The 20,350-nt window shown below is 69.8% G+C and carries 18 protein-coding genes; 3 read left to right on the forward strand and 15 right to left on the reverse strand.

The window, feature by feature from the left end; translation table 11 throughout:
• From ASC99_RS02550 to ASC99_RS02585, 8 genes are all read right to left on the reverse strand, one after another.
• Window positions 1–531 (reverse strand): hypothetical protein, encoded by a 531-nt coding sequence (locus tag ASC99_RS02550; protein WP_157531333.1) that lies wholly within the window; start codon window positions 529–531, stop codon window positions 1–3.
• 27 nt (window positions 532–558) lie between these two features.
• On the reverse strand, window positions 559–876 hold the full coding sequence (locus tag ASC99_RS02555) for a hypothetical protein (RefSeq protein ID WP_157531334.1): 318 nt from the start codon (window positions 874–876) through the stop codon (window positions 559–561).
• Between the two features lie 218 nt (window positions 877–1,094).
• Entirely contained in the window at window positions 1,095–2,378 is a 1,284-nt protein-coding gene (locus ASC99_RS02560; protein ID WP_057228055.1) for a geranylgeranyl reductase family protein, read from the reverse strand.
• 69 nt (window positions 2,379–2,447) lie between these two features.
• Window positions 2,448–3,146, reverse strand: coding sequence for a demethylmenaquinone methyltransferase (locus ASC99_RS02565; RefSeq protein WP_057227616.1), 699 nt, complete (start codon window positions 3,144–3,146; stop codon window positions 2,448–2,450).
• A gap of 227 nt (window positions 3,147–3,373) precedes the next feature.
• Window positions 3,374–3,949, reverse strand: a complete 576-nt coding sequence (locus ASC99_RS02570) for a hypothetical protein (RefSeq protein WP_157531335.1) — start codon at window positions 3,947–3,949, stop codon at window positions 3,374–3,376.
• Window positions 3,950–4,139: 190 nt separating this feature from the next.
• A complete protein-coding gene (locus ASC99_RS02575) occupies window positions 4,140–4,739 on the reverse strand; it encodes a hypothetical protein (protein WP_057227620.1) in 600 nt (199 codons plus the stop codon).
• Window positions 4,739–5,947, reverse strand: a complete 1,209-nt coding sequence (mqnC, locus tag ASC99_RS02580) for a cyclic dehypoxanthinyl futalosine synthase (RefSeq protein WP_057227622.1) — start codon at window positions 5,945–5,947, stop codon at window positions 4,739–4,741. The genes ASC99_RS02575 and mqnC overlap by 1 nt, the downstream gene beginning before the upstream one ends.
• Before the next feature lie 82 nt (window positions 5,948–6,029).
• Window positions 6,030–6,902 carry a menaquinone biosynthetic enzyme MqnA/MqnD family protein gene (locus tag ASC99_RS02585; protein WP_057227624.1) on the reverse strand — a complete coding sequence of 291 codons (873 nt, stop codon included), beginning with the start codon at window positions 6,900–6,902 and terminating at the stop codon, window positions 6,030–6,032.
• A 350-nt stretch (window positions 6,903–7,252) separates the two neighbouring features.
• On the opposite strand from ASC99_RS02585, the gene ASC99_RS02590 reads away from it, so the two are divergent.
• Both ASC99_RS02590 and ASC99_RS02595 read left to right on the forward strand, forming a co-directional pair.
• A complete protein-coding gene (locus tag ASC99_RS02590) occupies window positions 7,253–7,456 on the forward strand; it encodes a cold-shock protein (RefSeq protein WP_057227626.1) in 204 nt (67 codons plus the stop codon).
• A gap of 157 nt (window positions 7,457–7,613) precedes the next feature.
• Window positions 7,614–8,639, forward strand: a complete 1,026-nt coding sequence (locus tag ASC99_RS02595) for a bile acid:sodium symporter family protein (protein ID WP_235583000.1) — start codon at window positions 7,614–7,616, stop codon at window positions 8,637–8,639.
• A 21-nt stretch (window positions 8,640–8,660) separates the two neighbouring features.
• Here the strand turns inward: ASC99_RS02595 and ASC99_RS02600 are convergent, their stop codons facing one another.
• The 6 genes from ASC99_RS02600 to ASC99_RS02620 all read right to left on the reverse strand — a co-directional run bounded on the left by ASC99_RS02600 (window position 8,661) and on the right by ASC99_RS02620 (window position 15,442).
• Window positions 8,661–9,152 (reverse strand): PH domain-containing protein, encoded by a 492-nt coding sequence (locus ASC99_RS02600; protein ID WP_057227630.1) that lies wholly within the window; start codon window positions 9,150–9,152, stop codon window positions 8,661–8,663.
• 49 nt (window positions 9,153–9,201) lie between these two features.
• Window positions 9,202–9,762: a Uma2 family endonuclease gene (locus ASC99_RS02605; protein WP_057228057.1), complete on the reverse strand. Its 561-nt coding sequence runs from the start codon at window positions 9,760–9,762 to the stop codon at window positions 9,202–9,204.
• Between the two features lie 662 nt (window positions 9,763–10,424).
• On the reverse strand, window positions 10,425–11,480 hold the full coding sequence (locus tag ASC99_RS02610) for an HTTM domain-containing protein (protein ID WP_057227632.1): 1,056 nt from the start codon (window positions 11,478–11,480) through the stop codon (window positions 10,425–10,427).
• A 70-nt stretch (window positions 11,481–11,550) separates the two neighbouring features.
• On the reverse strand, window positions 11,551–12,273 hold the full coding sequence (locus ASC99_RS36845) for a DUF5819 family protein (protein WP_369824271.1): 723 nt from the start codon (window positions 12,271–12,273) through the stop codon (window positions 11,551–11,553).
• A 98-nt stretch (window positions 12,274–12,371) separates the two neighbouring features.
• Window positions 12,372–13,583, reverse strand: coding sequence for an ice-binding family protein (locus tag ASC99_RS02615; RefSeq protein WP_057227634.1), 1,212 nt, complete (start codon window positions 13,581–13,583; stop codon window positions 12,372–12,374).
• 530 nt (window positions 13,584–14,113) lie between these two features.
• Complete coding sequence (locus ASC99_RS02620; RefSeq protein ID WP_057227637.1) at window positions 14,114–15,442, reverse strand: dicarboxylate/amino acid:cation symporter; 1,329 nt, start codon at window positions 15,440–15,442, stop codon at window positions 14,114–14,116.
• Between the two features lie 380 nt (window positions 15,443–15,822).
• Between ASC99_RS02620 and ASC99_RS02625 the strand changes: the two genes are divergently transcribed.
• The gene (locus tag ASC99_RS02625; RefSeq protein ID WP_057227639.1) at window positions 15,823–17,034 is read left to right on the forward strand and encodes an MFS transporter; all 1,212 of its coding nucleotides are present in this window, start codon (window positions 15,823–15,825) and stop codon (window positions 17,032–17,034) included.
• Window positions 17,035–17,120: 86 nt separating this feature from the next.
• On the opposite strand, the gene ASC99_RS02630 is transcribed toward ASC99_RS02625, so the two are convergent.
• Window positions 17,121–20,336, reverse strand: a complete 3,216-nt coding sequence (locus tag ASC99_RS02630; protein WP_082598021.1) for an SdrD B-like domain-containing protein — start codon at window positions 20,334–20,336, stop codon at window positions 17,121–17,123.
• Window positions 20,337–20,350 lie beyond the last annotated feature (14 nt).

Genomic DNA, 20,350 nt, shown 5'->3' on the forward strand with positions numbered 1-20,350 from the left:
CTAGTCGTTGGTGAGGATCATCTCTGCGACGGCGACGTCCATGACGCATCCCCGCTCGGTCCGCACGGTCAACTGCAACCGGGCCACGCTCCCGTCGTCGGGCAGCGGGAACATCGCCGGCACCCCGTTCAGCGCGGTGACCGTCGGACCCGTCCCGGTGGCCGAACGGATCTCCACCGAGGTGTGCGGCAGGCAGAGTTGACTCTTCGGCCGGCCTTCGGCCAGCGTCAAGGTCAGCTTCAGCCGGCTGCGAGTCTCCGGGGCGTCGAACCGGAGCGTGAGCGCTCCGCCGTCCGGTGTCGGCCGCTCACCCTCCAACCGGGCCCGGGAGGTGACGTCGAGATCCCGGTTGGCCTCCCACCAGGCCCAACCTCCCCAGCCGCCACCGATCACGGCCGCGAGCACGGAGACCACGAGCAGGAGCTTGCCCCACTCCACGAACCACTGGCCGGACCGGTAGGTGACGGGACCGAAGTGGACCTGGACCGTGCCGGTGCTGGTCCCGATCGCAGCGCCCGTCCCGGTGCTCACGTTCGGACGGGTCTTCTCCTCGTCCACTCAGCTGCCCTGGCCGAAGTTCAGCGTGACGGGGCCCTCGTTGTGGACGATCGCCACGCCCTGCTCGACGTTCAGCACGTTCCCGCCCGGCACCACCGACCTGAGCTTCTCCAGCAACGCCGGGTCCTCCTGGACGGCCTGCCGGACGGCCTCCCTGACCCGGTCCTGGTACTCCGGCGACAGCGGCTCCGCCGGAGCCTGCCCCGCCTCCCCCGACCGCACCCTGAACAGCCGCTCGATGAGGGCCCTGCCCAGGCTCGCCCCGGCCTGGGTGGCCGCCCCCTCGGCCCCGGTCACCACCGGTCCCGCAATCGCCATCAGCGCCGGAATTGCCGCTTCCACCGTCTGTGCCACATCCATCGTGTGCCCCCCTAGGTCACGATCCACAGCCCATGCGCAGTAATAAAATATTACGCCAACTCACTTATGCTGCCGGTAAGTTGATCTCAAACTTCTGCGGTGGGGGCAACTGGCACAGCAAAAACAGAACGGAGCCCCCCGCCGGAAAAGGCGGTCGGGGCTCCGTCGTCACAACGTCAGGCGTTGGGCGCCACCTTGGCGAGCCCGTTGATGATGCGGTCCATCGCGTCGCCGCCCTGCGGGTCGGTGAGGTTGGCCAGCATCTTCAGGACGAACTTCATCAGGATCGGGTGGGTCAGGCCGCGCTGGGTGGCGAGCTGCATGACCTTGGGGTTGCCGATCAGCTTCACGAAGCCGCGGCCGAGCGTGTAGTAACCGCCGTAGACGTCCTTGAGCACCGCCGGGTAGGCGTGCAGGGCGCGCTCGCGGCCCGTGTCGGTGATCCGGGCGTGGGCCTGGACGATGACGCCCGCGGCCAGCTGTCCTGACTCCATCGCGTAGGCGATGCCCTCACCGTTGAACGGGTTGACCATGCCGGCCGCGTCGCCGACCAGCAGCAGGCCCCGGGTGTAGTGCGGCTGCCGGTTGAAGGCCATCGGCAGCGCGGCGCCCCGGATCGGGTCGGTCATGTTCTCGGGGGTGTAGCCCCACTCGGCGGGCATCGAGGCGCACCACGCCTTGAGCACCTCGCGCCAGTCCAACTCCCCGAACGCGGGCGAGGAGTTGAGGATGCCGAGGCCGACGTTGGAGGTGCCGTCGCCCATCCCGAAGATCCAGCCGTAGCCGGGCAGTAGCTTGCGGTCGCCGCCGCGGGTGTCCCAGAGCTCCAGCCAGGACTCGAGGTAGTCGTCGTCGTGGCGCGGCGAGGTGAAGTACGTCCGGTACGCGACGCCCATCGGACGGTCCTCGCGGCGGTGCAGCCCCATCGCCAGCGAGAGCCGGGTGGAGTTGCCGTCGGCGGCGACCACCAGCGGGGCGCGGAAGGTGACCGGACGCTTCTCCTCGCCCAACTTGGCCGTCACGCCGACGATCCGGCCGGTCCGGTCGTCCAGCACCGGGCCGGTGACGTTGCAGCGCTCGTACAGCCGGGCGCCGGCCTTCTGGGCCTGACGGGCCAGCAGTTCGTCGAAGTCGGCGCGCTTGCGGACCAGTCCGTAGTCCGGGAAGGACGACAGCTCGGGCCAGTCCAGCTCCAGCCGGACGCCGCCGCCGATGATCCGCAGACCCTTGTTGTGCAGCCAGCCGTTCGAGGTCGAGACATCGATCCCCATGTCCACCAACTGCTTGGTGGCACGCGGGGTCAGGCCGTCGCCGCAGACCTTCTCGCGCGGGAACTCGGTCTTCTCCAGCAGGAGCACGTCCAGACCGGCCTGGGCGAGGTAGTACGCGGTGGTGGCCCCCGCCGGTCCGGCGCCGACCACGATGACGTCGGCGGTGCTCTCCACGGTCTCGCTGCTCAGGTCAACTGCGGTCTCGGACACGGCTTGGCACACTCCTGCGATGCGGTCGGCTGGCTTGGACGAGTCTAGCTACGGTGCAGGCTTGAAGCCGCGGTGCAGAGCCACGATGCCGCCGGTGAGATTGCGCCAGGCGACCTTGGACCAGGCGGCCTGCTGCAGCCGGGCGGCCAGTGCGGGCTGGTCGGGCCAGGAGCGGATCGACTCGGCGAGGTAGACGTAGGCGTCCGGGTTGCTGCTGACGGCGGTGGCGACCGGCGGCAGCGCGCGCATCAGGTACTCGGTGTAGACCGTGCGGAACGGCGTCCAGGTCGGGGTGGAGAACTCGCAGATGACCACCCGGCCACCGGGCTTGGTGACCCGGTACAGCTCGCGCAGCGCGGCGTCGGTGTCCTGCACGTTGCGCAGCGCGAAGGAGATGGTGACGGCGTCGAAGCTGTCGTCCGCGAACGGGAGCTTGGTCGCGTCGCCTGCGGTCAGGGCGAGTTCGGGGTGCCGGCTCTTGCCCTCGGTCAGCATGCCGAGCGAGAAGTCGCACGGGACGACGTCCGCGCCCGCCTCCGCGAACGGCAGCGAGGACGTGCCGGTGCCGGCGCCCAGGTCGAGCACGGTCTGGCCCGGCTGGGCGGCCACCGCCTCGGCCACCGCACGGCGCCAGGCGCGGGCCTGACCGAGGGAGAGCACGTCGTTCGTACGGTCGTACTTGGCGGCGACGTCGTCGAACATCGCGGCGACTTCGTGCGGCTGCTTGTCCAGGGAGGCTCGGGTCACGTGCCCATTGTTCACCACTGTGCCGCTGTAACTCTCAGCAGGTGCTCAGCCGTCTACTACCCAGGGGCTCGGGGAACTGCGACGGTTCGTGGCTGGCGGGTCAAAGTGCAAAGTGCCTGACCGCCTACGCACGGATCACCTTTTTCGAGGTCGGCGTCGCCCACGCGGCGGAGCCGCACATCAGCAGAGCCCCGAGCCCCTGGCGTGTGCCACATTGCGCAGTTGCCTCAGCGGAGCGCCCGGCGGCGGCCGGGCTTGCGGCGGCGGGAGCGCTTGCCGTGGGTGAGGGCGGGCATGTCGTTGCCGAAGGCCTCGGTGGCGAAGGCGACCGTGGTGCGGGCCCGGGTGACGGGGGTGCGGGCGCGGTGGTGGCGCCAGATCCGGGCTGCGCAGAGGGCGAACAGGACCAGGGCGATCGGGACGCTGGTGCGGGCCAGGCCGACGCCGGCGGGCTGCGGGTAGCGGTTGCCGCAGACCCGGACCGCGCCGGGGTCGGCGGCGGCGTACTCCAGGCAGATCGGGTCACCGGCCTTGGCGTACTCGGGCAGCCAGAGGTCGGTGGCGGTCAGCGGGCGGCCGTCGGCACGGTAGCTGATGGAGCTGTAGGTCGCGCTGCCCGCCGGGAGTTGGGTGATGGTGCCCTGGACCCGGACCGGGTCGGCGCCGATCCGGTCGGCCTGGTCGGCCTGGCGCCAGCCGAGCAGGCACATGCCGAGCGCGAGCACCGCGCTGAGCACGGCCGCGAGGTACCAACCTCGACCGAGGCGCGCGTTGCGCGGGCGGGGAGCGGTCGCGGATCGCATGGTTCCTGTCGGCTTGCCGGACCGGGCTGGGGAGGACCCGGTGAAGAGCACCCGTCCGCAGTACGGAGGGCTGACCGGGATCGTAACCGCTGGCGACCCCTCAGGTCACGGCGAGCATCAATCAGTTTGTGTGAACAAAGCGGGTGTTAGTGCACCCACCTCTTCCTGACGGCCCGCCAGGCGGACCGGTTCAGCGGCGGCGGTACAGCAGCCGTCCGCCCAGCACGGTGGCCAGGCAGCAGCCGGCGCCGGTCCGTTCGAGCTCGGCCACCGACGAGGCAGCGAAGACCGCGAAGTCGGCCCGGCCGCCGACGGTCAGCGGTCGGTGCACGACCGAGCCCAGCGTGGCGCCCGCGAGCGGGTCGAGCCCGCCCGGTGCACCGGTCCCGGGCAGGGCGGTGAGCCCCGAGCGGGTCACCGCGGTCCGTACGGCGGGCAGCGTGAAGGGGCCGGCCAGCGCGGTCACGCCGTGGCCGAGCAGGCGTTGCAGTCCGAGCCGGGCGCTGCCGCCGCGGCGCTCCTCGGGGACCTCAAGCTCCAACGGCTCGGTGCCGAGCTCCTCCCGGGGGTCCGGGTGGTACGCCGTCTCCAGCAGCCACTGCCCGTACGGGTTGAGCAGACCCGGCGTCAGCAGCCCGTCCCACTCCCGCACCCTGGCCCCACGGTCGGCCAGCGAGGCGTACGGGCCGACCGCCGCCACCACCGCGCCGTCGACCAGCACCGCCCCGTCGGGAATCGACGGGGCGGCGGGGTCGGCGACCAGGACGGTGGCCCGGTGCAGAGTGAGCATCAGGTGGTGGAGAGGATCTTCAGCTCGGGGTGCGCGGTGCCGCCTTCGAGCGCGGTGGAGGCGATGTGCGAGGCCACCCGGGGGTCGACCGGGTCGTTGGCCGGGTCGTCCAGCACGCGCAGGTGCTGGTAGGTGGTGGAGCGCTGGGCCGGGGTGCGGTCGGCCGCGCGGATCAGGTGGATCAGCTCGGTCAGGTTGGAGCGGTGCTTGGCACCGGCCATCGAGACCACGTTCTCCTCCAGCATCACCGAGCCGAGGTCGTCCGCACCGTAGTGCAGCGAGAGCTGGCCCGCCTCCTTGCCGGTGGTGAGCCAGGAGCCCTGGATGTGCGCGACGTTGTCGAGGAACAGCCGGGCGATCGCGATCATCCGCAGGTACTCGAACACGGTCGCCTGGGTGCTGCCCTTGAGGTGGTTGTTCTGCGGCTGGTAGGTGTACGGGATGAAGGCCCGGAAGCCGCCCGTACGGTCCTGCACGTCGCGGATCATCCGCAGGTGCTCGATCCGCTCGGCGTTGGTCTCGCCGGTGCCCATCAGCATGGTGGAGGTGGACTCGACACCCAGGCCGTGCGCGGCCTCCATGATCTCCAGCCAGCGCTCGCCGGACTCCTTGAGCGGCGCGATCGCCTTGCGCGGCCGCTCCGGCAGCAGCTCGGCGCCGGCGCCCGCGAAGGAGTCCAGGCCCGCCTTGTGGATCCGGGTGATGGCCTCCTCGACCGAGACCTTGGAGAGCCGGGCCATGTGGTCGACCTCGGAGGCGCCGAGCGAGTGGATCACCAGCTGGGGGAACGAGCCCTTGATCGCGGCGAACGCGGTCTCGTAGTACTCGACCCCGTAGTCCGGGTGGTGGCCACCCTGGAACATCACCTGGGTGCCGCCCAGTTCGACCGTCTCGGCGCAGCGGCGGAGGATCTCGTCCAGGTCGCGGGACCAGCCCTTGTCGCTCTTCGGCGCCACGTAGAAGGCGCAGAACTTGCAGGCCGTCACACAGACGTTGGTGTAGTTGATGTTCCGTTCGATGATGTACGTCGCGATGTGCTCGGTGCCCGCGTAGCGGCGGCGGCGTACGGCGTCGGCGGCGGAGCCGAGCGCGTGCAGCGGCGCGGAGCGGTAGAGCTCCAGCGCCTCCTCCGGGGTGATCCGGCCGCCGGCGGCCGCGCGGTCGAGGACGGCCTGCAGGTCGTGGGCGGAAAGGGTCTGCTCGGACACCTTGCTGGCCTTCTTTCTCTTCCGACGTCGGACCGAACCAGCCTACGCCAGCCCCGTCACGCGTCTTCGGGCGTGTCGGGGCCTAGGCCGGCTGGAGCAGAGTGACCGTCACGTCCGGGGCGAAGCCGCTGTCGTGACCGATCCGGCGGGCGAACTCGGCGATCCCGGCGAGCTGCCGCTCGCCGAGCGAGAAGTCCAGCGCCTGGCTGAAGTACCGCTCCAGTACGGGCGCGTCGAAGGACTCCCAGCGGGCGGCCTGCGCGGCCACCTGGCCGGCCTCGGCCAGCGAGAGGTCGCGGGACTCCAGGAAGGCCCGGTGCACGGCAGCCACCGTCTCCGGGCTGCGCTCGGCGTAGTCGCGGCGGGCCGCCCAGACCGCGAAGACGAACGGGAGGCCGGTCCAGTCCTTCCACATCGCGCCCAGGTCGTGCACCGCCAGGCCCTGTTGCGGGGCCTGCTCCAGCGAGGCGCGCAGCGCCGGGTCGCCGATCAGGACGGCGGCGTCGGCCTCGGCCAGCATCGCGTCCAGGTCCGGCGGGGCGGTGAAGTACTCGGGCCGGACGCCCTCCCGCTGCTCCAGCAGCAGCCGGGCCAGCCGGACGGAGGTGCGCGAGGTGGAGCCGAGGGCGACCCGGCGGCCGTCCAGCTCGGCCAGCGGCAGCTTGCTGACGATCACACAGGACATCACCGGGCCGTCGCTGCCGACCGCGATGTCGGGGAGCACCACCAGCTTGTCCGCGTTGCGCAGGTACTCCACACAGGTGATCGGGCCGATGTCGAGGGCGCCGCGCACCAGTTGGTCGCTGAGCTTCTCGGGGGTGTCCTTGGTGAGGTCGAGGTCGAGCAGGTTGCCGGTCCTGGCCAGTCCCCAGTACAAGGGAAGACAGTTGAGGAACTGGATGTGTCCGACCCTCGGCCTTACCGCCGCCGAGCCACTCGTGTCCTGACCGGTCACCGTGCGTCCTTCCTACCTGCCCGTTTCGTGTGCTCTCCGCAGCGTATGCCCGTTGACACCGAGGGGGTGGTCAGGGGCCCCTGACGATCTGTGCCACGCGCGCGCGGGACACGAGCAGCGTGGCCTTGGTCACCCCTGGTCGGGGCTGCCGCTGCGTGCTACCGTTCCATCCAGTTGCAGTTTGATTCCCCTTGCAGTACTTGAAGCCTGCGGAGCATGTAACCGCGGGCTTTTTGTAGTTTTTCAGCGATATCGAAAAACTCCGGACCCTTCCGGAGGCGGGGCGATCAGCGCAGCGGACCGGTTCCACACGGTGTGGTTACCGAAACGTCCCTCGCAAGGAGAACGGCATGGCTCAGGGAACCGTCAAGTGGTTCAACGCTGAGAAGGGCTTCGGCTTCATCGCCCAGGAGGGCGGCGGCCCCGACGTCTTCGTCCACTACTCCGCCATCAACGCGAACGGTTTCCGCTCGCTGGAGGAGAACCAGGCGGTCTCGTTCGACGTCACCCAGGGCCCGAAGGGCCCGCAGGCGGAGAACGTCACCGCTATCTGATTCATCTCCTCTGATGATCTGATCGCTCTGGACCCCATTTCGGGTCCGGCGGCGGCCCGCGCGGCCGCCGGTACGAGCATGACGAGTACCACCAAGGGGGCCCGCCACGTCTTCGGACGCGGCGGGCCCCCTGCCTCTGTCCCGGCCCCCGCCAGGCATGATCGAGGCCATGCACCTGCTACGGGCCTTCGACCGCCAACTGCACCGGATCGGGATCGACGGCTACCTGCTCCTGCTGCTCGGCACCGTCGGCCTGGCCACCCTGCTCCCGGCCCGGGGCACCGCCGCGTCCGTGGCGAGCGACTCGGTGAGCGTCGCGGTCGGGCTTCTGTTCTTCCTGTACGGCGCCCGGCTCTCCCCCCGGGAGGCACTGGCCGGCGCCCGGCACTGGCGGCTGCACCTGCTCATCCTGGGCAGCACCTTCGTGCTCTTCCCGCTGCTCGGCGAGGCCACCCGGCTGCTCCCGTCCGCGGTGCTCGCCCCGCAGTTGGCGACCGGGGTGCTGTTCCTGACCCTGCTCTCCTCCACCGTCCAGTCCTCGATCGCCTTCACCTCGATGGCCAGGGGCAACGTGGCCGCCGCGATCTGCGCCGCCACCTTCTCCAGCCTGGTCGGCATCGTGCTCACCCCGCTGCTCGCCGCCTGGCTGCTGGCCGACGCCGCCGGGGTGCAGATCAGCGGGCAGCAGATCCTGGACATCGTGCTGCAACTGCTGGTCCCGTTCGCCCTCGGGCAGTTGCTCCGCCGCTGGGTCGCGCCCTGGCTGCGGCGGCACCGGTGGCTGACCATCCTGGTCGACCGCGGTTCCATCCTGCTGATCGTCTACACCGCCTTCAGCGAGGGCGTCACCGAGGGCATCTGGAGCCGGGTGACGATCGGTCAGCTGCTCTGGCTGGCCGCGATCTGCCTGGCCATGCTCACCCTGGTCCTGCTCTTCACCGGCACCGTCTCCCGCCGCCTCGGCTTCTCCCGGGCCGACCGGATCACCGCCCAGTTCTGCGGCTCCAAGAAGAGCCTCGCCAACGGCCTCCCGCTGGCCACCATCCTGTTCCCCGCCGCAGCGGTCGGGATGGCGGTGCTCCCCCTGATGCTCTTCCACCAACTCCAGCTGATGGTCTGCACCGTGCTGGCCCGACACTGGGGCCGCCAGCCCGATCCGGCGGCCGACCACGGCCAGGAGTGAGCCGGGGATCACAGTCGGGCATCACAGCCGGACGAGCACCGCCTCCGTGTGGCCGGTCGCCTGCTGCCAGTGCCGCAGCAGGACGCCGACATAGTCCTGGAACTCCTTCTTGGAGTGACCGCCCCAGGCCTCCTGCAGTCCCGGCAGCCGCACCGGGGGCGCGTCCGCGAGCAGGATGCGGGCCTCCATCCAGGTGACGCCGTACCGCCCGCTCCTGCGCCGGACCTCGATCCGGGTGATCCGATCCCAGGGCACGGTCGTGCGACGCGTGGGGCCGGCCAGCACCAGCCCGACCGACGTGAGCGTGGTGCTGCTCCAGCCGTGGTTGACCAGCGACGTGAGAGCGACCAGGAGCAGCACGCCGACGGCGCCACCCAGCAGCGCCCCGTTCCCACCGGCGTTGCCCACGACCACCAGGGCGGCGACCCCGCCGAAGAGCAACACCATCCCCGCCATCCGCAGCTTCGTTCTGCGCATGCCCACCGGGCCGAACCCGATCCGTATCGCTTCCATGCGCGGGATGGTAGCGGTGCCTCGGCCACCTGCGTGGTGGCGGCAGGCCCTAGAACCGGTCGGTCGCCAGCTCGACGCCGAAGGGTTCCGGGAGCCGGACCGGCGTCCCGAACGGGTGTGGTCCGTCGACCAGGGTGTAGCCCAGCGGGCCGGGGGTGGAGAAGAGGGTGCAGGCGCGCTCCTGACGGTCGACCAGGAGGTAGAGCGGGGCGCCGTACTCGGCGTACCGACGGCGCTTGACGACCCGGTCGGTGTCACCGTTGGAGTCGGAGGTCACCTCGACCACCAACAGGGTCTGGTCCGGCACCAAGACGCCGTCCGCATCGACCAGGTGGCTCGGCACCACTGCCAGGTCGGGGATGTACCAGTTCGCCGACCCCGGGAGGTCGAGGTTTCCGGAGCCCGGCTCGCAGTCCATCTCGATCAGTCGCGGGTCGAGCTGGCGGCGGATGCTGGTGATCGCGCGCTCGTGCCCCCAGGTCGGTACCACCTGCCCGATGACCCCTTCGATGATCTCGGCGCGGTCGTCCTTCATGTGGTGAATGGCGTACTTCAGCGCCAGCTCCGGATCGACCTGCTGGTACGAGTACTCCTGCGGGGCGGCACTCATCAGCTCCTCCTTCATCCTCGTCCACGCTACCGCCGTGGCCCGACCGGGTGGGCGAGGTGCACTCCAACGGGTGATGGCCCGCCCCCCGATGGGGAGCGGGCCATCGGGTGACGAGGGGTCAGGCGGCGACGGCGATCTTGTCGCGTGACGGGGTTCTGGACTATGCCAACCAAGATCGTTCCTCGGCGTGTCCCGTGGAGTCCGCCCGTGTTCTACGGCTGAATGTCCCTGCGCCGTGTGGTCGGGAGGGGCTGCTGTGGGGCAGTGATCCGCTCAAGTGCCCGCCGCCCGTCGTCATCGTGGGCATCGGGCCCTGACCGGCGCCGGTCAGTCGACGGCCGAAGCGGTTGGGGGCAGCATTGGCCTGCTGCCCCCAACCGGATACGGGCCGAGTAGGCCAGGCCCCGAAAACCCGGGGCCGCCTCTCGAGTTCCCGCCGACCAACCACCCAGGCGCGCGTGCAGAGGTGCGCGGCACTGTAAGCGGCGGCCACGCCAGGTGGCCAGACGTGTGGGCGCCTGACCTTCCCGACAACCGTCACCCTCTCCCAAACGGTCCCGTGATGAAGCGGGGACCCGCCGCCACGGACCGTTCGTGACCATACGGTTACATGGCCCGTAGGCGGAGGGCGACATCCCGAGCCGGACACCGTCGCGTCGGCCTCAGCCGACGGATCCGGGCTGGGGAGGTACGAAGGAGGAGTCTGCCGGGGAGGAGGCTCCTGTCCCCGCCGCACCTTTCCTGTTGAAGGTGCGCTGCCACAGGTGTCCCACAGACGTGTAGAAGCGCTCTGGAATGAATACCGCATCAGCAATGATCATCGCCCCGGAGAAGAGGGGGAGCCCCATGAGGACCGCGATGCCTGTGTGCATGCCGAGCAGCAAGGTCAGGACGGGGTACTTGAGCCTGCCGAACAGGACGAACGGAAACGCGACTTGCAGCAGCACAGTCAGGTAGCAGGCGACCGTGACCAGCATCGGATGACTGTCCACCATGAAAGACAGCGCGGGCCACGGCCTGAACAGTTCAAGGTTCATGACGTAGTGGAGGGCAGTCCCGTTGGCCCAGGAGCCGCCCTGCACCTTGTACAGCCCTGCGGAGCCGTAGACGATGCAGACCTGAGCCGCGATGACGAACATGGCGCAGTTGTGCAGCACCGTGATCAAGAGGCGACACGCGGCGCGGAGGTGGTGCCGGAGAGTGGGCGTTCCCGGGCTGGCCGCCAGAACTCCGGCCTCGGCTCGGGGAACGCGCAGACGCGTCCTGCGCGCGTCGAGGGACCAGCGTCGGCCACAGGCGGTGAACGGGAGGTAGACGGCCATGAGAAGAATGAGATTGTCTCCCCCGTCCGTCATGTAGATGGCCCTCGCGTGGAACGAGGCCACCACGACCGCGAACAGGACGGACACCACCCTGGTTCGCCAGCCGAGCATGAACAGTGCGGACGTGACGAGGGCCGCCGAGTAGCAGAGTTCGAAGTACACCTGACTGTCGGACAGGGTGAGGATGCTGAACCAGCCGGTCTGGTCGAACAGTTGGCTCGCCAGGGCCGGTGTCCAGGCTGAACCGGGGCCCCAGATCTCGTCGCGGTGGGGGAACTCCCTCAGCAGGAAGGCGAGGTAGAGCAGGCCGTACCCGATCCGCAGTACCGCCGCCGCGTGGAGGTACACCGGCCGATCGGTCACGGTGCTGCCCAGCGCGCCGATGCGGGTGAGCATTCGCTGTTCGCCTGCGTCTGCGGTCAAGCGGGCAGTGTGGCGCGGCGAGGGTGTCGGGAAGGAAGTCCGCTCAGTTTCCATCGGGTGCCACCTTCCACCAAGGCAGGTACCTGGTGTCGACCGAGGTTGAGGAAACCGGGCGGGGACCGCCCGCCGTGGTGGGCGCAGCGATTGGCTGGGTGATCACCCGCACTTGGACAGCATCAAACGTACTGTCCTGGTGGGCAATGACTCGCTCAACCGCAATATTGCGCAGGTATTCTTGCAGCATCCGAGCCCGCTCCGAATGCGGTTTGTCGTCACTGCCGTGTGATTCCAGATAAGCGGCCCAGGCCCGGCGCAGCATGTTCTGCGTCGTATGGCTGGGGAAGACATTGTGTTTGACATCGGAATCGTCAACGGCGCTCAGGTCGAACCAGTCGCCGACCTGGCGGGTTCCGTCTCGAGAGGTTCGTGCGGTTCTCACGGAAATCTGTCGAGTGGCGGACTCCGGGTCCGGAGCGAAGAGTCGCCAGTTCTGCTCGAACAGCGGGTTGATCCACGCATTGATCTGCCTGCTGTAAGCCTGGGAAAGCTGGTTCGGTGGTGCCACGTACATGAATACCAGAAGCACATGGACGAGGGATGCCGCCAGGCACAGAGCCACGGCAACGGTCAGGGCTGCCACCAGAGGACCCGGCGGCCCTGCGGCGATGACGGCGCCGTCGGCCAGTTTGCGGATCGGCCCCTTTGCATCCCCTGAGGGGGTTCCATCCAACGCACGGCTTGGGCCGGTCCGTCCCAACTTGACCACTCCTTGGCTCTGCTTCTCTGAGCCTTTCTGGCGGCGCGCGACAGCATTCGTGAAGGTCTGCCGCGCGCCGTAATCCGACTTCTGGCTCTGCGGATCAGCTACGCGGTCGCGTCGTGCTCGCCGTGCTCGCCACCGTCGCCGTGCTCGCAACCGTCGCCGTGGTCACCGTGCTCACCACCGCCGTGGTCGCCGTGATCACCGTGCTCACCACCGTGATCACCACCGCCGTGGTCGCCGTGATCACCGTGCTCACCACCGTGATCACCACCGCCGTGCTCACCACCGCCGTTGCCGCCACCCGTGGTGGCGCCAGCGGTTCCGCCCGTAGTGGTGCCGCCGGTGGAACCGGCGATCAGGCCACCCAGGAGTCCGCCCGTGGCGCCACCCGTCGTGAGGACCCCGCCCAGCAGGCCACCCAGGGCCCCACTGGTCGCGCCACCCGTGGTCGTCCCAGCGATCACGCCGCCGGTGGTACCACCCGTAGCGGTGCCACCGGTCGTGGTGCCGCCGGTAGTGCCGGCAATCACGCCGCCCACGGTGGCTCCGGCGATCACCCCGCCTGTGGTGCCGCCGGCCGCGCACGTGGATCGCGTGATTACGTTGTTGTCCAGCGTGACGGAGCCGTTCCGTGCCAGTGCTCGGCCCTCGAGCGTCGCGCCGGTGTTCAGGCCGATCGAGGTCAGGGCCAGGATGTTGCCCACGAAGTCGGTGCCGGTGCCAAGGGTGGCAGAGCTTCCGACCTGCCAGTAGACGTTGCACGGCGCCGCACCGTTGATCAGGAGCACGCTGCTGTCAGACGCCGTGATCAGAGTCGAAGCGGTCTTGAACACCCACACGGCATTGGGGTTTCCCTGGGCATCCAGCGTGAGCTGGCCCGTGAGCTGCAGGGGGGCGTTATCGGCACTGTAGACGCCCGGAATGAGCGTCAGACCACCGAGCTCGGACGAAGCAAGGGTGAATTCCGTGGGCTGGCCGGCAGCGTTGTTGTACGCGGTGACCAGGCTGCCCTGGGCGTTCGCGGCAACATCGTCCCCACGGTGGATCTCCCCGTTCACCTGGATGGGCAGGAGTCCGGTGATCGACGACCCCGGACTCACTCCGACGTCTCCGGTGATCGTGGTGGGACCCGTGTTGGTGACCGACTGGCCGCCCAGCACCGCGAAGCTTTCCGCCGCGCCGAGGGGAACGGCCGTGGCGGCATGGGCCGGCCGCAGCGACATCGTCATTGCGGCGGCGGCGACGAACACGACCGCCGCAAGCCAGGTGGAAACCGTGCGCCAGTGGGGCGCACCAGAGCTGTTCAGTGTCATCTAGAGGCCTGTTCCTGTGGGGAAATAGGGCACGTCTGTGACTCTCGTCGCTATGAAACCAACCGTCGACGCCCCTTTTCTGAAAGCTGCGGGACTTTGGCCCGCCCGCAGTTCTCTGGAAAAGAGTTGTATCTTGCAGATCAGCCGGCATTAAAAATATGAATGCGATCCAGGTGAGTGAGTCGGCACGCGGCCGTGCGGGATCGGTCGGCATTCCCTCCGAATGACAGGAGCTGACGAGACGCAGACTGTTGTTGATCGCCTGGGTTACGAAACCCTGCGACCCAGAACAGCGTGGCACGCCGTCGCGCCATCGTCACCGACAGACACGATCGTTCTTTTCAGCGGCCTTTACAGCGAGTCTCAGGTGCTCCTGAGACCGCCTCCCAGCTCTCACGGGCCGGTGCGTGAAAGCGATGCCCCGGATCGTGGTCCCGAAGTGGGCGGGCCCGGCGGTCAGGTAGGTAGTGCCACCACAACAGCTCGAGCCCTCGCCCGGTGATCGGGGGAGGGCTCGAACTGTCTGTGCGTCAGGCCGGGACAGGCACCTCGGTGGCCTGCACCGGGATGGTGACCGCCGGGTTGTCCAGCAGGTCACCCGTCGGGTTGTTGTAGGCATCGCGGTCGAGGATGCCCTCACGAGCAGCCACGATCAGCGGAGTCACCACCTGACCGGCCACGTTGGTGGCGGTGCGGATCATGTCGAGGATCGGGTCGATGGCGAGGAGGAGGCCGACGCCCTCCAGCGGGAGGCCGAGGGTGGAGAGGGTCAGGGTCAGCATCACGATCGCGCCGGTCAGACCGGCGGTGGCGGCGGAGCCGATCACCGAGACGAAGGCGATCAGCAGGTAGTCACCGACGCCGAGGTCGATGCCGTAGACCTGGGCGACGAAGATCGCGGCCAGCGAGGGGTAGATCGCGGCGCAGCCGTCCATCTTGGTGGTGGCGCCGAACGGGACGGCGAACGAGGCGTACTCGCTCGGGACGCCGAGGCGCTCGGTGACGCGGCGGGTGACCGGCAGGGTGCCGACCGAGGAGCGGGAGACGAAGGCGAGCTGGATCGCGGGCCAGGCGCCCTTGAAGAAGTTCAGCGGGTTGAGCCCGCCGACGAAGCGCAGCAGCAGCGAGTAGACGCCGAACAGCACGATCGCGCAGCCGACGTACACGTCGATGGTCAGGGTGGCGAAGGGCTTGAGCAGGTCCCAGCCGTAGACCGCGACGGACTTGCCGATCAGGCCGAGGGTGCCGAGCGGGGCGAGCCGGATGACCCACCACAGGGCGGTCTGGGTGAGGTCGAGGATCGCCTCGTTGAGCTTGCGGACCGGCTCGGCCTTCTCGCCCAGCTTGAGGACGGCGGCGCCGACCACGATGCCGAGGAAGACGATCTGGAGGACGTTCACCTTCAGGAAGGCGTCCGCGATGTTGGTCGGGATGATGCCGGTCAGGAAGTCGATCCAGGTGCCGGGCTTCTCCGGGGCCTTGAGGCCCTGGGTGGAGAGGTTGGCGCCCTCGCCCGGGTTGGTCAGCAACCCGAGGCCGAGGCCGACACCGACCGCGATCAGCGAGGTGATCAGGAACCAGAGCAGCGTACGGCCGGCCAGCCGGGCGGCGTTGGTGACGTTCCGCAGGTTGGCGACCGAGAGCACGATCGCGGTGAAGACCAGCGGCGGGACGGCCAGCTTGAGCAGCTGGACGAAGGTCTTGCCGATGGTGTCCAGGGTGGTGGTGAGCCAGGCGATGTCCTGGACCCGGGCCAGGTAGCCGAGGGCCAGGCCGAGGACCAGGCCGCCGACGATCTGGGCCCAGAAGGGGGTCTTGCGGACCTTCGCGAGGAAGGTGGGCGCGGGCGCTGTGGACATGGTGGTGCAGCTCCGAGGCAGGAGGAGGGGGAGAGATGGAGCAAGGGGCGGCGACACGGCCGGGCCGACCACGGCGGGGAGCAGCCGAGGGGCCTCAGGGGCGACGTGCCGCCTGGATACAGCTGACGGTGCGACAGCCGCTGTCCACGGCGCCGGGCAGGCACGCGCAGCGCATGAGCGCTGGGCCCATGTCGTACTGCCGAGGCGTGCCTGAGGTGGTCATGGGCGACAGACTAACAACAAACCTTTGAGATGTTCAAAGTACGTGTTTGAACTACGGCCACGAACCGTCGAACCGGGGCCGATTGACCCCGATCCGGTTATACGTATAACTTGATGACTTACCGCCGCCCTCCCCTGCCCTCAGGAGACCGAACCCCATGGGCTACCTCGCCCTGCTCCGCGCCCCGCACGTCACCCGTCTCCTGCTCGGCACCCTGCTCGGCCGCCTCCCCGCCGGGATGACCGCCCTGGTGATCGCCCTCGCCCTGCGCGAGGCCGGCACCCCGTACAGCAGGATCGGTCTTGCCACCGCCGCGTACGCGATCGCCGCCGCGATCGGCGGCCCGGTGCTCGGCCGGATCGTCGACCGGACCGGACAGCCGCGCGTACTGCTGGCCTCCGCCGTGGTCGCCGGGGTCGGGTACGCCCTGCTCGCGCTGGCGCCCGGTTCGGTCTGGGCCGCCCCGCTCGGCGCGGCGATCGCCGGGCTCGCGATGCCGCCGCTGGAGCCCTGCCTGCGCGCACTCTGGCCCGCCGTGGTCGACGAGGAGCAGCTGGACACCGCGTACGCCTTCGACTCCGCAGCCCAGCAACTCCTGTACGTGGCAGGGCCGTTGGCGGTGGCCGGGATCGCCGCAGCGTTCTCGCCGGTGACCGCGCTGTGGACGGCCGCCGGGCTCGGCCTGGCCGGCACCCTGGTGGTCGCCACCGCCGCCCCCGCCCGGGCCTGGCGAGCACCCGCCCGGCACGCCTCCTCCGGACTGCTCGGCCCGCTGCGCTCGCCCGGACTGGTCCTGCTGCTGGTCGGCCTGGCCGGCGCGGGCTGGACCGTCGGCGCCCAGAACGTGCTCTTCATCGCCTACGCCGAGCAGCACCAGGACGACCTGCCCGGCGGCGCCGGACTGCTGCTCGCCCTGGCCGCACTCGGCGGGCTGGTCGGCGCCCTCGGCTACGGCGCGGTGAAGTGGCGCAGCACCACCGCCACCCGGACCTGGGTGATCGCGCTGGCGATGGCGGCCTCCTACCTGCCGCTGCTGCTGGTCCCGGCCCCGCTGCCGATGGCCGTACTGGCGCTGCTCTCCGGGATCGGGCTCGCGCCGCTGCTGGCCGCCGCCTTCGTGCTGATCGCCGAGCTGGCGCCGACCGGCACGGTCACCGAGGCCTTCGCCTGGCTGATCACGCTGTTCGCGACGGGCAACGCAGCGGGATACGCCGTGTCGGGAGCGCTGGTCTCGCAGTCGCTGACCACGGTCGCGCTCTGCTCCGTCGGCGGCATCGGCCTGGGCGGCCTCCTGCTGTTCGGCACACGTTCAGCCATCAGGGGCTCGGGGAACTGCGACGCCCGCCTCGGGAGCGTTGCACCTGCGTAGATGGCCAGGCACCTTCGCTTTTTGCCCCGCACGCCGGATCTCATCGCTGTTCCCCGAGCCCCTGGGTAGTGCAACTCAAGGTCTCACTAGTGGTGGCGCCCCCGGTGACGAGTCGTCAGGCCGATCACCGCACCCGCTGCGGCCAGCGCCAGAGCCAGCACCGCGAAGAACGCCGCCGGGAAGTCCGAGCCGGTGTCCGGCAGGCCGCCGGTCGGTGAGGCGGTCGGCTGCGGGCTCGGCGGGACCGGGGTGTCGGTCGGGGTCGGCGGGGTCGGGGTCGGGGTCGGCGTGGGGTCGGGCGTCGGGGTCGGCGGCGGGGTGGGCTCGGGCGGGAGGATCAGGCCGAGGTCCAGGTTGAGCTGGGCCTGGCCGCCGGCCACCGCGACGTTCTCGGTGATGCCGGTGGTCGGGTCGCCGTCGGAGTCCTCCGCGCTGGCTGCCGTCCGGCGGACCGCGTCCTTGATCGTGACGGTGGCCCCGGTCGGGAGGGTCGACAGGTCGAACTGGACCGCGTAGGTCCCGTCCGGCAGCTGCCGGAACAGGTAGTGGCCCCGGTCGTTGCTGGTGGAGCCGACCGGCTTGCCGTTGAGGTCGCGGACCGTGCGGCCCTTCCCGTCCAGCAGGTACGCGGTGACCCCGGCGACGCCGGGCTCGCCCTGGTCCTGGAGGCCGTTCTTGTCGAGGTCGCTCCAGACGAAGTTGCCGATCGAGTTGTCCGGCTTGACCGGCTGGTGCACACCGACGCCGACCTTGGCGGGCTCGGCCGGGAGCAGCTGCTGCCCGGTGTTGTCGGTGGCGGTGTAGGCGAAGCTGTTCCAGGCGAAGGCGGACTCGGGGGCGTCGTACGAGGCGACCATCGGCCAGGTCAGGGTGAACACCGCACCGGAGGGCATGGTGCCGGGCCGGGAGATCCGGAACCAGGTGGCCAGCCCCGGGCCGGGGAACGTGGTGCTCCACTCGGCGGCGAGCGCACACCCCGCCGGCCCGCCGAGCGAGACCGGGCGGCACGGGTTCGCAACGGTGGCGTACTCGATCACCACGGTCGGGTCGCTGCTGACGATGGGTTCGGTCAGCGAGGGCGTCCAGGCGCTGCCGCGCGGGGTGTCGGGCCGCAGCACGTAGCCGTCGCCCGGGGTGGGCAGCCGGTCGTAGGCGATGAAGTCGGTGACGGCGTCGGGCGAGTCGTTGCGGACGGTCATCCGGTACGAGATCTCGCCGCCGGGCGAGGTGGTGGCGGAGCTGCCGTAGTCGGCGTCCTCGTCGCCCTTGACCTCCTTGAAGGCCCGCAGCACGGCGGGCACCTGGATCTCCACCTGCGAGGAGGCGTGGCAGAGCTTCTCGGTGGTGTCGCCGTTCTCGTTGAAGTCGTCGGTGTCCGGCACCGAGCTGTCGGTGCCGTAGAACATGCAGGTGACCGGCGGTGACGCGCCGTCAGCCGTGACGTAGACGTCGTTGGTGAGCGTGCCGGGCTGGGCGCTGCCGGCCGCCTCGGCCTCGAACAGCACCCGGTAGGCCAGGTTGTCGTGCAGGTACATCATGTCGGGGCTGCCTGCGGGCCAGGTCATCCGGATCAGCTGGCGCCCGTTCTTGCCCGGCAGCACGGTCACCTCCGACGGCCCCTTGGCGTCCGTCCAGACCGGGTCGGGCCGGACCGAGCCGTCCACGTAGACCATGCCGGGCGGCAGCAGGTCGTAGAGCACCAGCGGCTTGTCGAGGGTGTAGCCGGTCCGGTTGTACGGGACCACCTGGAAGGTGGCCTCCGCGCCCGGGGCGAGCACCGCACCGGCGACGGTGGTCTTGGCGGCGCCGAGGTTGGTGGCGGCGCTGACGGTGGCGTCCGCGCAGGCGGTGGCGGTGTCGGTGGTGGTGCCGTCGGTGCCGACCACGTCGACGCAGTTGTGCAGCGGGTTGGGCGCGGTGCGGCCGTCGTGGCCGGTGTACAGCACCTGGGCCAGCACCTGCACCGCGTTGCCCGGGCTCCAGCCGGTCGGGATCGGACCGGCCCAGCTGAACCGCAGGCCGTGCAGCCAGCGGCCGTCCGGGATGCCGAGCACGTCGTTGGCCGGGTCGCCGGCACCGACCGCGAAGGTCACTCGGCGGGCGGCCGCGCCGTTGAAGGCGGTGCCGGGGGTGAACGTGTGCCAGAGCGGGTCACCGTTCAGCCGGTACTCGAGGGTCATCCCGATGCCGGTCGGGTTCCACGCCTCCAGCTGGATGCTCTGCGGGCCGAGCCAGTTGTAGAGGTCGGCGGTGGTGCCGGTGCCCGGGTCGGTCATCACCAGGCTGGTGATCGGGATGGAGACGTTGCCCGGGTGCAGGCTGAACGAGCCGATGTCACCGGAGACGTAACTGCCGCCCCAGGTCTTGGAGGAGGCCACCTGCACGCCAGTGCTGGGGTCCTGGAAGGTCGGACTGGTGGTGGTCGCGGTGTCCAGGTCCCGGGCGGCGTCCGGGCCGAGCGGGTCGCCGTTCAGGGTGACCGAGTTGGTGACGTTGGTGGCGGTCGGGAAGGTCGGGGCCGGGTAGTTGACCACCAGCACCCCGGGGTTGCGGCAGCCCGCCTGCCCGTTGCCGGAGACGAACGGGCCCGCGTCGTACTTCCAGGTGTTGGTCCCGGTCCCGTCGTCCGCCCAGCCCGGCGAGCGCGAGGTGTCCACCACGGCGCCGGCCGGCAGGGTGTCCACCAGCTTGGTGAGGTCCAGGTCGACGTTCGGCACCCCGTCGGTGGAGCAGGTGCCGAACTGGTACGTCACCGTGCGGCCGTCCTGGCTGCTCGTCTGGACGCCCTTGGACACCTTGTACTTCGGCTCCACCACCGCCGTGGTGGTGGCGGCACCGGTCTGCGGGGTCTCGCCGTCGGCGGTGAAGACCGCCGTGTTGACCGCCTGAGTGCCGTTGGCGGTGCTGAAGTTGGGGTACTTGAGGGTGACCTTGACGGTGGCCGTGGTGCCCGGGGTGAGCGGGTTGAGCGCGATCTCCATCGTGCCGCCCGAGGACCCGGCGGCCGGCACCGTCGAGCTGTCGACGTCCACGGTGGTGGCGTCCGGGGTCCAGCCGACGAACTGCATGCCGGCCGGGAGGGTGTCGGTGATCTTCCCGTTCGCGCAGTCGTCCTGCGAGCAGGTGTAGCTGAGGGTGTAGGTGACGTTCTCCCCGGGCGCCGGATTTGCCTTGTCCACCGTCTTGGTGAAGGTGATCGCCGCCAGCGCGGACGGGGTACCGGCGACGGTACCGGCCAGCAAACTGGCGGAGAGCAGCCCTAGGGCTGTCAACAGCCGGGGGACCCGGGATTTGTTCCACATTCCCCCATTTGACT

The organism is Kitasatospora sp. Root107 (assembly GCF_001424875.1).
Lineage (GTDB): Bacteria > Actinomycetota > Actinomycetes > Streptomycetales > Streptomycetaceae > Kitasatospora.

Coding starts and splice junctions, on each gene's coding strand:
- ASC99_RS02595 (WP_235583000.1), top strand. CDS start 7,614: ATGATCGAGGCCATGCACCTGCTACGGGCCTTCGACCGCCAACTGCAC.
- ASC99_RS02610 (WP_057227632.1), bottom strand. CDS start 11,480: ATGCTCACCCGCATCGGCGCGCTGGGCAGCACCGTGACCGATCGGCCG.
- ASC99_RS02605 (WP_057228057.1), bottom strand. CDS start 9,762: ATGAGTGCCGCCCCGCAGGAGTACTCGTACCAGCAGGTCGATCCGGAG.
- ASC99_RS02630 (WP_082598021.1), bottom strand. CDS start 20,336: ATGTGGAACAAATCCCGGGTCCCCCGGCTGTTGACAGCCCTAGGGCTG.
- ASC99_RS02620 (WP_057227637.1), bottom strand. CDS start 15,442: ATGTCCACAGCGCCCGCGCCCACCTTCCTCGCGAAGGTCCGCAAGACC.
- ASC99_RS02590 (WP_057227626.1), top strand. CDS start 7,253: ATGGCTCAGGGAACCGTCAAGTGGTTCAACGCTGAGAAGGGCTTCGGC.
- ASC99_RS02555 (WP_157531334.1), bottom strand. CDS start 876: ATGGCGATTGCGGGACCGGTGGTGACCGGGGCCGAGGGGGCGGCCACC.
- ASC99_RS02625 (WP_057227639.1), top strand. CDS start 15,823: ATGGGCTACCTCGCCCTGCTCCGCGCCCCGCACGTCACCCGTCTCCTG.
- ASC99_RS02570 (WP_157531335.1), bottom strand. CDS start 3,949: ATGCGATCCGCGACCGCTCCCCGCCCGCGCAACGCGCGCCTCGGTCGA.
- ASC99_RS02615 (WP_057227634.1), bottom strand. CDS start 13,583: ATGACACTGAACAGCTCTGGTGCGCCCCACTGGCGCACGGTTTCCACC.
- ASC99_RS02575 (WP_057227620.1), bottom strand. CDS start 4,739: ATGCTCACTCTGCACCGGGCCACCGTCCTGGTCGCCGACCCCGCCGCC.
- ASC99_RS02600 (WP_057227630.1), bottom strand. CDS start 9,152: ATGGAAGCGATACGGATCGGGTTCGGCCCGGTGGGCATGCGCAGAACG.